Here is a 12,765-nt window from a genome sequence, read left to right on the forward strand (position 1 = left end):
TCCAGAGCTAGGTTTCAGCCAAATAAAGTTCTCATTTCCGGATAAGTCTAATAGATATAGAAGAGAAATATAGCCTGGAAAAAGTGGACGTAGATAAACTCTTACAGGTGTCGCCAGGAACACAAGATGATCTGAGTTCTGAAAGAGGCGTAGATTATACTAAACTGCGCGATTTACTAGCAGCAAGAAATTGGAAAGAAGCTGATTATGAAACTTATTTGGTGATGTTGCAAGCTGTCAGAAAAGAGGAAAACGACTGGTTACGTCCAGATGAACTTTTAAACTTTCCCTGCACTGACCTCCACACAATTGACCGCTTGTGGGTAAAATATAGCAATGGGCGTTTTGGTTTGAGCGTTCAGAAGAACATTTATTTAGAAGTCGGCGGCAAGCTTGACGGAAAGTATGATGAAGAAGCCTTTTATCAGTTTTGCGATCGCGTGGGATGGAGAGTAGGGAAAAACTTTATCAGTTATACAGAAGTAAATTTTGACACCTCTGCACCAGAGGGACACCTCCCTTTTTGGTTCGTTTTTAATTTAAATAGGGTACGTGTAAAAATGGTTATGCTAAAGGCGGAGCGAAACGTAAGCTTATCTATTTTCTTCTCTCGCATCGAGACTTGTAAACTGTAACATATAAGGCTTTTGCAAGTTTGTAAACATTTCTCATAGCCCACTTTCCCACGCAATAATCAACATTTCAAAGATCCGATACCTGGCACGGTGGGCTGAAAGCAGTTCGCCTGAATAAATTTTTCTGCTACCTCATGTACCTCCGTTATCAGTTACCAGTTACCAGTTACCAGTTACCAGTTACCAGTTACCAGTTACCAGTTATCAGTTATCAGAAATTCTAGTTTTCTTGAGGATTGAGAAAAGGATTTTTGATATCTCTTCGGCATTTTCATAGATACTGTTAAATGCTTTGTCATCAATATAACCTGTGTCTTTTAAAAGAGACAACCAATATTTAGTTTCAAGACATTCTTTGTAAGCAATAGAAATTTTCGCAGAAAATTCTGCTGGTGATATAGCTCCATTTGCTTCCGCAATATTAGCTCCAATTGATGTTCCACTTCTAATTAATTGTTTTGATAAAATAAATTCTTTTTTCTCTTGAGTCAAATATTTATAAGCATTTACAATCCTGATAGCAAACTTATACGCCTTCTCATATACCAAACTGTTCATAGCTTATTATAACTGATAACTGATAACTGATAACTGTTCACTGGTCAGCGACTACCCCAATAATTTCTCTTCTCAGGTTTTGCTTGCGATCGATATTTCTGACAAAACCTGCGATATTTTGCCGCGCATTCATCCAAAGTTCTCCCCAATTGGAAAAACGCCGGATGCCATTGAGTGATGCCATCATTACTCAAGCGGTCATAAGTGCCATAATTGCTGAAGTCGTAGAAAAAACCCTGCTGCATTTGGGCAGCTTTGGGGTTAGCGTGGATATATCGCAAAGTATTTAAAGCCCTTTGCTTATCGGTATTGGCAAAACCTGTACTGTGGTATCGCTTCTCCCAAAAATGCCCTGTGCGGTTCAACATCCGGTTAAAGCACATAGCAGTGTACCAGTTTAGCCAGTGCATGATTTTGGGTAATTCCTCTGGCTGCTTGGGTTCCAGCAAGTAATGTACATGATTGCTCATAATGCATAGTGCATAGAGTTTAAATCCATACTTTTGCTGTGCTTTTTTGATGGCATAAAGGAAAACTTCACGACATTCCAACCGCGTGAGACGAAATTCTCGATTATTGCAACGGGTGGTGATGTGGTAGCAGAAACCTGGTTGAAAGTTACGACGAGGGCGAGACATAAAAAGATTGTAGAAAATTGCTAAAGTAACGTGAATTCGATAGAAGCTAACCCCAAGCCCTTTCCTACAAGGCTATCCATTAGTCACATCTTTCTTAACGATGTTGAAACCATTGTTTTATAAGGCTCACAAGGCTTAGATTTTCTTCCTGACTTGAGAAATTAGCCCTTATTGTTTTTAATAAAAACAGAGGAAGTAGCGATTTGAATGACCTCTGATGAAAAAGCTAATAACAATAACTAAAAATGTTCGCAACATACAAGCTAAGGTAGGCAATTTATGACTCAAGCCATACCCAAACTAGTAACCTTTGAAGATTTTGCAGCTTGGCGGTCTGAAGGTGGAAGGTACGAATTACATGATGGCGTGATTGTTGAAATGGCACAATCAGCAGGAGACCATGAATATATTGTCGGGTTTTTGGTTGAAAAAATTGCTGTTGAGTACGTTCGTAATGGTCTATCTTATTTCATCCCAAAAACAGCATTAGTTAAATCTGCAATTAGTCAGTCTTGCTATTCTCCAGACTTACTATTACTCAACCGTCCTGCTTTAAAATTATAGCCACTTTGGCAGAAATATTTTACGGTTGAGTTTGCCGATTCTATTCCTTTAGTGATTGAAGTTGTTAGTAACTGGCGCGATGATTATTATAAAAAACTAGGTGAATATGAACAAATAGGGATAAAAGAATATTGGATTGTTGATTATTTAGCTATCGGTGGTAAAAAGTTTATCGGTAATCCTAAACAACCCACTATCTCTATCTACCAATTAGTTGACGGTGAATACCAAGTTACTCAATTTAGAGGTGATGACCGCATCGTATCACCTATTTTCCCCCAACTAAACCTGATTGCTCAACAGATTCTTCAAGCTGGTAGTTCCCAACTATAGCCGCGATCGCGCACAAATGTTGCGATTTAATGGCTCATTGCTTCCCACAGATACCCGACTTCTTAAACAAGTCGGGCATCTGTGGAAAGGGGGCTTAATTGTCCTCGAAATCTACTAGCGAACCCCGACAAAACCAGCTTGCACAATTGCTTTTTGCCCCTGATCAGTTAATAAAAGTTTGGCATAGGCATCCCCAATCTGTTGTTCCCGACCTTTATTCTGCTTAATAATCACAAACAAGTTAGCAATAATGGGATAGCTGCCATTTTTGATCGCCTGAGTATTTAGCTGGTTGCGCTGACGTAGACATTGCTCAGGTGACACCAGAGGTTCCCGATAGGGAGGAATTAGCTGATTAGAAGTCCGGCCCAATGGCAAAGCCTTCACACTACATTGAGGTAGTACTGAACGGGCAGAAGCGTAATAGACACCACCAGGGGTTTTACTGAGTTGGCGCACTGCCTCTGTAGTAGAGTAGACATACTGCACATTAGAGCTAAGTGCTTGCCCCTTCAAGTCGCTATTGCTAGGAAATATTAGTGTATCTGCATCCTCTGGGCGTTGAGATAAAGGTGTGATGGGTAGATTTGGCCCACCAATTTGATCCCAGTTAGTAATTTTCCCCAAATAAATCTGCTGCAATTGCTCAACTGTTAAACCAGGCACATTCAGTGATGGGTTGACTACCACTGCTATCCCATCCATACCCACCTGACGTTGCTCAAGGGTGAAGCCTCGCTCTTTTGCAATAGCTTGTTCTTCATCTGTAAGGGGACGGGAGGACTGAGCAAAGTCTAGTTTCCCATCAAGCAACATCCGAATGCCTGAGCTAGAACCAGGGCTACCATTAACAGGGTCTATGTAACGTAATTGTAGTTCAGGGCGATCGCTCTGGATCTGAGAATCTACTAATTGCCGGATAGATGCCCAAGCTGTACTACCTCCGTAGTTAAATGACGCAGTGGGGACATCAGCAACTGTCTGAAATGTTGATGCATTGGTTGATGCATTTTTAGAGCCTGCGTTCAAATTTTGATTAGAGGAAGAGTTAACGTTGTTACCGGACAATAAATTCGGCTTCAGTAACCACCAAAGCAATCCGCCAATAACCATAAGTGTCAGCACTTTACCAATAATCAAACCTCTAAGAAAGAGGGCGATTTCACCGTTAATTAAAGCTTTTTTTTGATTGGTATTGTCCATATTTTTAAATGTGGTTTATTGTGTTTATATTACAGGAATTTCTAGGTATTTATCCTCTAATAATGTTTATATATTTAAGTTATAAGTAAATTTTTAATGAAGCAGTTAATACACAGTTTTATGATTGCTAATGCATGATTAATTCTTTCTAATCTAGTGATATTCAATTTGCTCTTTGATAGTCTTGGCCATGCTAGAATTGCTTTTATAGACTCCTCTGTTAGCTGCTGATTTAGCTACTAAGCTATTCAGATTAACATTAGTGAACCGTGGGTCAACCAATTTTTCTCTAAAATTATTTAATTGAGTAGGTTGCTTTGAAGGCGATGTACTTGTATTAATAAATGTATAGATTAAAACTATTACTATGAAACTAGTGAGAGTACCAAGCCCTATTCCCAGCAGTAAAATAAATTTTCTATAAGTTAGCAAATAGGTATCATCAGTGTTTTGGTTTATGCCAGCAGATTCTGAGGACTGTGACAACGTTAGAACAGAATTAAGCGCTTGCAAAGCTTCTGTAGCAGATGGGTAACGCTGATTAAAGCGATCGCAAACCATTGTATTTAAAACATTTGCAACAGCGTCACTTACCTGTGCCTGATCGCGCCAGATAACTTCTCCAGTATTGGGATCTTCTTGTAGTTGCTCAGGTATTAAACCTGTCAAAGCTTGAATGCCAATCATACCTACTGCATAGATATCGCTGCAAAGTTTTGGTTTTCCCTTAGCCTGTTCACTTGGCATATAGCCAGGAGTCCCAACAGCAATTGTTAAGCCTGCTCCCAAAGCACCAATTTTCTTAATACTCCCAAAGTCAATTACCACAATCTTCTGATCGGAGTGCCGCCGCATTAAATTTTGAGGCTTAATATCCCGGTGAATAATATTGTGTTGGTGGACGAAAGCTAGTACTTCCAGGATCTCTTTTAATAAATTTAAGACTTCATTCTCACTAAGACGTTGACCTGGTAGAATTTCTTGAGTCAAGGCATGACCGTCAATAAATTCCTGAACTAAATAAAAATCCCCATTTTCATTAAAATGGGCAAACAGTCTAGGAATTTGATCGTGGTCATTGCCTAGCTGGTATAAAACTTCCGCTTCCCGATCAAATAGCTTTTTAGCGATCGGTAAAACAGCAGGATTGGAATCTTTTGGGTGGAAATGTTTGACGACACAATGGGGTTGTCCTGGTAAATCCAGGTCTATGGCTAAGTAGGTATCACCAGATCCTCCACTTCCTAAGTGTTTGACAATTTCAAAGCGATTCCGAAGTGTTTTTCTGGCGAGAGAGGATTGATGTATGTTACGTGTAACACCTGCTAACAAGTAAGTATTACCATAGCTTCCGCTTCGCAACAGTTTGACAGTCTCAAAGCGACTTCGGAGTGTTTTTCTGACTAGACGGTTCTGGCTCATATGGCGTATACTACTTGTTAATTTGCTGACCATTCAGAGCTGAAGTGAGGTTATGAATACCTGCCGCTAGATTTGTTGATATTTGAGGCATTCGGCTTTTCAGGCGACTTCTGCTTTGGAGCAGTTTTATGGTTAGCGGCTTGATTAGTTCATTTAATACCTTTATAGATATCTTAATCTAAAATTTCTTTCTGTAATAGTTCAATAATATCACCTAAGTAAATTTAACACTAGTCCACAGTATTTATAATTGTGGATAGAAAATAACATTTAGATTTAGGAGTCACGATATTTATTTATTTTAACTGTTGGGTCTGATTACTGACAAAACCTTGAAGAGGGGAATTTAAAGGCACAAATATTCTTACAGTGTCCACGACAATTTTGTTACTAGATTTTAGTCATTAACTAACCGCGATCGCGTTGTAATATCAACGTAAGTTCGACAAAACTAAAAAATAACAGGTAAGTGCTTGAGGTAAATATCGAGTGATGGTTTTTGAGGCAAATAGGTGTTAGTTATCAATCAGTAACCTTTGATTATCTTGATCTACTTAAAATTCTGGCAAACTTCTAATGGCTTTTCAATTAAATCCGCGTAAATTTGCGAACTTTATTTATTAATTTACTCTGCCCCTAATATATCAATTTACAGCAGATTAACTAGTTATTCAATAGCTTCTATAAAACATCCCACCTTTCCGACTTTTCCCACCTTTTATTCGCGTCTATATCACTTACAATAACTCAATTGCATTTAGCAAAAGTAATAGTGGGAATAGTCTACGCTTGTTTTAATATATTTTCTATAACTCTTGCTAGGTAAAGGATAAAAATGTTTTATAGGAAATAAAAAACTCTTTAGATTACTCCCCAAATATTTAATTTCCTAGAAACTGTCCTAATTTAAGTTTTGCTGCCAGCCGATAGATAAAATAATCTGAATTAGATGGATACTATCTATATGAATGAGCCGTCGAATTAGCTGAATCAAAAGACTACTAAGGGGTTTTACTACGAAAAACTGTCCCTCTCTGACGGGCGAGAGAGACAGCCTTGAACTTTAGTTCAAGGCTCTTAGAGGTTCGTCGAAGTCACATTAAAATAATCTGACTTCAGGGCAGCATTCTGTCAATTAAAAAAGCCCCCTACTGGGGGCAGATTAAGTTGTTCGCGTGGAATGAACAACTAATAATTAATACTTACAGTAGATATAGTAATCCGAACAAAATAATCCAAATCACGTCAACGAAGTGCCAGTAGATTTCGGCTGCTTCAATGCCAAAGTGCTTTTCATTACTATAGTGACCCGGAACGCGCGATCGCCATAACACCGCAACAATTGCCAAAACGCCGATAGTAACGTGCAATCCGTGGAAACCAGTCAAAACGTAAAATGCACTGGCAAATAAATTGGTAGTTAAACCAAATTCTAAATGGGTATATTCATATACTTGACCCACCAAGAAAATAGCACCCATCGCAGCAGTAATTGCTAACCAGATTCGCGCACCCCGCGCATCGTTCTTTTTGATCGCAGTGTCAGCATTGTGCATGACAAAACTACTAGAAATTAGATTGATGGTGTTGACTCCGGGTAACAATAGTTCTAACTCTGGGGTACCTGCTGGGGGCCATGCAGGTAAGGTAGCACGGAAAGCCAAGTAGGCTCCGAACAACCCCATAAAAATCATCCCTTCAGCAATCAGGAAAACAATTAGCCCAAACAGACGATGGTCAGGATGTTCTTCGTGATGACCGACGGACGCTTCCGCCGCGTGGTGATGATTCAGTTCGGTTTTAGCTGGGTCAATAGTTTGACTTTGCATGAATTTTGATAAGTGGGGAGTGGGGAGTGGGGAGTAGAGACGCGATTAATCGCGTCTGTACAGGAGTTAGAAGTTAGAAATTTTGAACTAACAACTTTATTCAAGTCATAACCATTCATAACTCATAACTCTTCACTCCTAATTCATAACTCTATTTGCGGTCTTCGCGATTGGCAGCAACTGCTGGGTCGGGTTCTGCTCTTAACACTGAGTTTGGGCCACCAGATAAGATTGGATTGGGATCAGACAAAGGTACACCTTCGTTAGCGTTTTCCAAACCGTAGTCGTAGGGGCCGGTAGCCAGTACTGGAGTTTGATCAAAATTCTCGATCGCTGGCGGTGAGGTTGTCATCCACTCTAAGGTCAGTGCCCTCCAGGGATTATTACCAGCTTTCTGGCCGTATAACCAACTCCAAATCGCATTGATGATGAAGGGGAATGTCGAAACTGCTAGTATGTAAGCGCCATAAGTGCAGATTTCGTTGAGAAAGGTAAATTTGGGGTCATATTGGGCGATACGACGGTTCATACCCATTAATCCCAGCTTGTGCATGGGTAAGAAGGTCATGTTGAGACCAACTATTGTTAAGGCAAAGTGAACTTTACCCCAAAATTCGTTCACCATTCGTCCCGTCATTTTCGGGAACCAGTGGTAAATCGCTGCATAAATGCCGAGAACACTACCACCAAACAGGACATAGTGCAAGTGTGCAACTACAAAATAGGTGTCGTGAACGTGAATATCAAAAGGCACTGCTGCCAACATTACGCCACTGATCCCGCCAATCACAAAGGTGCCAACAAAGCCGATGGCGAATAACATGGCGCTGTTAAGCTGGATTTTTCCACCCCACATGGTTGCTAACCAGCTGAAGATTTTAATTCCCGTGGGCACGGCAATGATCATGGTGGTGATCATAAAGAACATCCGCAACCAACCGGGGATGCCACTGGTAAACATGTGGTGTGCCCAAACAATTAGCCCCAGAAAGCTAATGGCGAGAGAGGAATAAGCGATCGCTTTATAGCCAAAAATCGGCTTGCGGGAATGCACGGGGATAATTTCCGAAATTGCCCCAAAAAAGGGCAAAATCATGATATATACGGCTGGGTGGGAGTAAAACCAGAACATATGCTGGTATACTACTGGGTCGCCACCGCCAGTCGGGTTAAAAAATGTTGTCCCGGCAATTAAGTCAAAGGAAAGCAGAATTAGACCTGCTGCTAATACTGGCGTAGATACCAAAGTCAGTGCCGAGGTAGCAAACATTGCCCAGCAGAACAACGGCATTTGGTGAACCCCCATACCAGGGATACGCATCTTGAGCAATGTGACGAGGAAATTGATTGCCCCTAGAATCGATGACGTACCTAGTAGGAGGACGCTCATAATCCAAATTCCCTCACCTACTTGACCTGTTACCAAGCTCAGGGGAGGGTAGGAAGTCCAACCTGCATCCGGTGCATCGCCTACCACTAAACTAGTGATCAACAATAAACCCGCAGGGGGAATCATCCAAAAGGCGACAGCATTCAAGCGCGGAAATGCCATATCCTTTGCCCCAATCATCAAGGGGATCAAGAAGTTAGCAAAACCCGCACCAGCTGGCACGATCCACAAGAAAATCATGATCGTGGCGTGCAGGGTAAATAAGCTGTTGTAGACTTCAGGGGTGACAAAATCGACTTCTGGGGTTCGCAGTTCTGTACGAACCAAGTCAGCCATCACGCCACCAATGCAGTAGAAAATGAACGTAGTGACTAGGTATTGAATCCCAATCACCTTATGGTCGGTGTTGAAGCCAAAGTAGTCTTGCCATTTTCTGATCCCCGGTTCCTCAAGAAGGGCGGGGATATTGGCAGTTTCTTGCAACTGAGCTTGGGTCATAGTCATTAGTCATTAGTCATTAGTCATTAGTTATTTGTCATTGGATTTGACTAAATAACAATTGACTAATGGTGAACTTGATGGAGGATTTCTGGCTGAATTCCCATGTCCTTGGTGTAAGGAGCGAGAAATTCATTTGGGGATAGTTCGGCAGGGTTAACAGCAACGGCTTGATTTAGGGTTTGTTTGCTGGCAACTAGCTGTTCTTGCACCCATTTGTCAAAGGCTTCTTCTGTCTCAACAACTACTGGTGCTCTCATTGCTCCGTGATATGGGCCACAAAGTTCAGCACAGATCAAAGTATAATCGCCTGCTTTTTTGGGTGTGAAGCGAATCTCGCTTTGTCTACCAGGGATCGCATCTTGTTTCAGGCGGAACTCTGGCACCCAGAAGGCGTGAATGACATCGTTTGCTGTCATATTGATTTGCACTTCTCGCCCGATGGGGACGTGCATTTCACCTGTAGTTATACCAGTTTCAGGATAGGTGAAAATCCAGGCATATTGTAGACCTGTGACGTTGACTCGCAATTCTGGTGGTTTGCCTGCTTTTTCAGGACTGCCCCCAATTGTTGGAGCAACAATACCTACACCAGGGGCATTCCGCAGTTGGGGAATTTGGTCAGCATTGCGGACTTTTGCTGTACCTGGGTCTTGCATTGCCTCATCAGATTTTTCTTGATTGAGGTTGGGTTCGCTGCTGGGAGGAGTATCGCTTAAAGTTGCTGCGAGTGCGGTTCCATGCCCTGGCATTTTCATCGACTCCTGATTCATCGGTGCTTCATGGATAGCATGGGGATCAAAGCCACCGATTTCGTTGTACACATCAAAGCTGTAAACAGAAATACCAAGAACGATAATTGCTGGGATCGCTGTCCAGAGAATTTCTAGAGGTACATTGCCCTCAACTGGTGGGCCGTCTTCATTATCACCTGCACGACGGCGATATTTAAATGCAGAGTAAATTAAAATACCTTCTACGAGCAGGAATATACCTGTAGAAACGATCATCATCGCGTTGAACAGACCATCAACCAAGACGGCTTCATCAGTGGCTGCTGTTGGCAACAGACCGTGATTTTGACCGTACCAAAAGCTGACTAGCGTTAGCACGATGCCAATGAGTAATGTCCAGATTGAACTTGGAATCTTCACGGCTTACTTAATTGAATTTACTACGTTATCTTAAAGCTGCTCACTTACTAAGGTAGTCTAGGCTGTAAGGCATGGGAGACAAAGGTCTAAAAATTTTATTAATTTTTTTGAATATTTTACTAATTTTGACTACAAGGTGACTATCACATACTGCCAAAAGTAGATGGAAATCAGTAGAAAAATTTAAGGAAAAATTTAGGATGCTTAAATTAATTGTCATTAATCAATTTTTCACATCTTGAAAAATACCTAAAGCTTCAGGCAAAACCTTGCTGGAATGATTCAAAGTATAAGTGAGTGCTAATCTATAAACCTTTAGCCTATACGCTAGGGTGGAGATAGGACGCTAAAAGAAAATTGAAAATTTTAACAGATCCACCAAGAGCGGGCAGAAGGTATCATTCATGAGCGAATTTGTCCTACAACAACAAAATGCATCAGCAGTTGAGCAGCAAAAGCCCAAGGAAATGATTCGGCGCTTGGTGTGGAAAATCTGCATAGCCACCTTAATTTTGATGGCAATAGGCAGTGCCACCCGCGTAATGAATGCTGGACTTGCTTGCCCAGACTGGCCCTTATGCTATGGCGAACTTGTGCCAGCCAAGCAAATGAATCTCCAGGTGTTCTTGGAGTGGTTTCACAGATTGGATGCAGCTTTAATTGGTGTAAGCGCGATCGCACTCTTCGGTTTATCCTGGTGGCATCGTCGTTTCTTACCCTCTTGGCTACCTTGGGCATCCACATTCGCTCTGTTTTTAATCGTCTTCCAAGGCATTTTGGGGGGACTCACCGTCACCGAACTGTTGCGGTTTGATATCGTTACCGCCCACTTAGGAACGGCGCTGTTGTTTTTTACCACCCTTTTGATTATCGGCACGGCACTCACACCCTATCAGGGGACTGGAACCGTTGGTAAGTTGCCTTGGGTAGGTTTAACTGCGGCTGTTCTGGTTTACCTGCAAAGTCTGCTAGGTGCTTTGGTAGGCTCTCGCTGGGCGCTACACCAATGCCTCGCCGGTTCTCAACTTTGTACTGTCATGTACAGCCATATTGCTGGTTTGGTGCCGCCAACAGTGGCAACTTTGGCAATGGTATTTATCTGTTGGCGGACACCAGCACTACATCCAGCTTTGCGGCGACTGGCAAATTTGGCTGGTGGGTTGTTGATCTTACAAATCTTGTTGGGAGTCGCAACTTTCAAATTACATCTCCAAGTCGAGCCTCTCACCGTCTCTCACCAAGCTATAGGAGCTACTTTGCTGGGTACTTTGGTGGCTTTCACAGTTCTCGCACTGCGTGACTCAGTGAGTACTGAGTAGGGAGTGGGGAGTAGGGGAGATGAGAGAGCAGGGGGAGCAGGGGGAGCAGGGGAGCGGAGGGAGCAGGGGGAGAATTCCTAATTCCTAACTCCCCACTCCCCAACGGCGAGTATTGCGACCCACGCAGGTGCAGAAAATCTGTGTTTTCGTTTGCCTGAAAGAGCCAGCTTGAGCGGGGGCTGTATATAAGTTGTTGAAAAATAAGGAACCAGAGCCAAAATGATTGAGACTAATGTCTCTCGCCACCACGAAACATTTTTACAGGTAATTCAAAGTTATTACCAGCTAACGAAGCCTCGGATTATTCCGTTGCTTTTGATTACTACGGCTGGGAGTATGTGGATTGCTGCTAAGGGAGAAGTAGACCCATTACTGTTGCTAGTAACTCTCACTGGTGGCACTTTGGCAGCTGCAAGCGCCCAGACGATTAACTGTGTCTATGACCGGGATATTGATTATGACATGGAGCGGACGCGCCATCGTCCGATGCCTTCCGGTAAGGTGCAGCCGCGCGATGCTCTAATTTTTGCGATCGCACTGGCGACGATTTCCTTTACACTCCTAGCAGTATTTGCCAACCTGTTAGCCGCCCTGCTAGCTTTCTCTGGTATCGTCTTTTATATTTTGGTTTATACCCACTGGCTGAAACGCCACACCACCCAGAATATCGTTGTTGGTGGGGCGGCTGGGGCAATTCCGGCTTTAGTGGGTTGGGCTGCGGTCACAGGCACATTAAGCTGGTCAGCATGGCTGATTTTTGCGATCGTCTTTTTATGGACACCGCCCCATTTCTGGGCGTTAGCTCTGATGATTAAAGATGACTACGCAAAAGTTGGGATACCAATGTTACCTGTGATTGAAGGTACTACGGCAACCGTGAAGCAGATTTGGTACTATACCCTGCTTACCGTAGTTGCAACGGTGTTATTGGTTTATCCCTTGGGAGCAAGTGGAATTCTTTATGCTGCGATCGCCCTAAGTCTGGGAGGATTATTTATCTACAAATCTTGGCGTTTGTTGCAAAATCCAGAGGATCGCGCTGTCGCTAGAGAGTTGTTTCTTTATTCCATTTCCTACATGATGCTGTTGTGTCTGGGGATGGTAGTGGATAGCCTTCCCGTTACCCATCATTTGATTAGTGCAGCGATCAAGCTAATTGCTTAAGGTATGGATGAAAATGCGATCGCGTTCAGAAAAAGGCGCGATCGTATTTTCAGAGATT

Annotated in this window: 10 protein-coding genes and 1 pseudogene; 4 read left to right on the forward strand and 7 right to left on the reverse strand. The window is 42.4% G+C overall.

The genetic code is table 11. From position 1 onward, the window contains the following. Positions 1–83 precede the first annotated feature (83 nt). Positions 84–635, forward strand: coding sequence for a GUN4 domain-containing protein (locus PUQ00_RS15695; protein ID WP_335029808.1), 552 nt, complete (start codon positions 84–86; stop codon positions 633–635). Between the two features lie 204 nt (positions 636–839). On the opposite strand, the gene PUQ00_RS15700 is transcribed toward PUQ00_RS15695, so the two are convergent. Both PUQ00_RS15700 and PUQ00_RS15705 read right to left on the reverse strand, forming a co-directional pair. After that, positions 840–1,193 carry a four helix bundle protein gene (locus PUQ00_RS15700; protein WP_300418229.1) on the reverse strand — a complete coding sequence of 118 codons (354 nt, stop codon included), beginning with the start codon at positions 1,191–1,193 and terminating at the stop codon, positions 840–842. Positions 1,194–1,237: 44 nt separating this feature from the next. Next, complete coding sequence (locus PUQ00_RS15705; RefSeq protein ID WP_300418233.1) at positions 1,238–1,831, reverse strand: transposase; 594 nt, start codon at positions 1,829–1,831, stop codon at positions 1,238–1,240. Positions 1,832–2,110: 279 nt separating this feature from the next. Between PUQ00_RS15705 and PUQ00_RS15710 the strand changes: the two are divergent. Next, positions 2,111–2,728: pseudogene (locus tag PUQ00_RS15710) on the forward strand (Uma2 family endonuclease). A 114-nt stretch (positions 2,729–2,842) separates the two neighbouring features. Here the strand turns inward: PUQ00_RS15710 and PUQ00_RS15715 are convergent. The 5 genes from PUQ00_RS15715 to PUQ00_RS15735 all read right to left on the reverse strand — a co-directional run bounded on the left by PUQ00_RS15715 (position 2,843) and on the right by PUQ00_RS15735 (position 10,224). Continuing rightward, positions 2,843–3,931 carry a substrate-binding domain-containing protein gene (locus PUQ00_RS15715; RefSeq protein ID WP_300418236.1) on the reverse strand — a complete coding sequence of 363 codons (1,089 nt, stop codon included), beginning with the start codon at positions 3,929–3,931 and terminating at the stop codon, positions 2,843–2,845. 153 nt (positions 3,932–4,084) lie between these two features. After that, positions 4,085–5,353: a serine/threonine-protein kinase gene (locus PUQ00_RS15720; protein WP_300418238.1), complete on the reverse strand. Its 1,269-nt coding sequence runs from the start codon at positions 5,351–5,353 to the stop codon at positions 4,085–4,087. A gap of 1,202 nt (positions 5,354–6,555) precedes the next feature. Continuing rightward, entirely contained in the window at positions 6,556–7,182 is a 627-nt protein-coding gene (locus PUQ00_RS15725) for a heme-copper oxidase subunit III (protein ID WP_300418240.1), read from the reverse strand. Between the two features lie 151 nt (positions 7,183–7,333). After that, complete coding sequence (gene ctaD, locus PUQ00_RS15730; protein ID WP_300418336.1) at positions 7,334–9,070, reverse strand: cytochrome c oxidase subunit I; 1,737 nt, start codon at positions 9,068–9,070, stop codon at positions 7,334–7,336. Between the two features lie 65 nt (positions 9,071–9,135). Then, entirely contained in the window at positions 9,136–10,224 is a 1,089-nt protein-coding gene (locus tag PUQ00_RS15735; RefSeq protein WP_300418242.1) for a cytochrome c oxidase subunit II, read from the reverse strand. A gap of 404 nt (positions 10,225–10,628) precedes the next feature. Between PUQ00_RS15735 and PUQ00_RS15740 the strand changes: the two genes are divergently transcribed. Continuing rightward, positions 10,629–11,543 (forward strand): heme A synthase, encoded by a 915-nt coding sequence (locus PUQ00_RS15740; RefSeq protein WP_300418245.1) that lies wholly within the window; start codon positions 10,629–10,631, stop codon positions 11,541–11,543. Positions 11,544–11,762: 219 nt separating this feature from the next. Then, positions 11,763–12,707, forward strand: coding sequence for a heme o synthase (locus PUQ00_RS15745; protein WP_300418248.1), 945 nt, complete (start codon positions 11,763–11,765; stop codon positions 12,705–12,707). Positions 12,708–12,765: the final 58 nt, after the last annotated feature.

The sequence above is a fragment of the Nostoc sp. S13 genome, from assembly GCF_029379315.1.
Taxonomy (GTDB): domain Bacteria; phylum Cyanobacteriota; class Cyanobacteriia; order Cyanobacteriales; family Nostocaceae; genus Nostoc.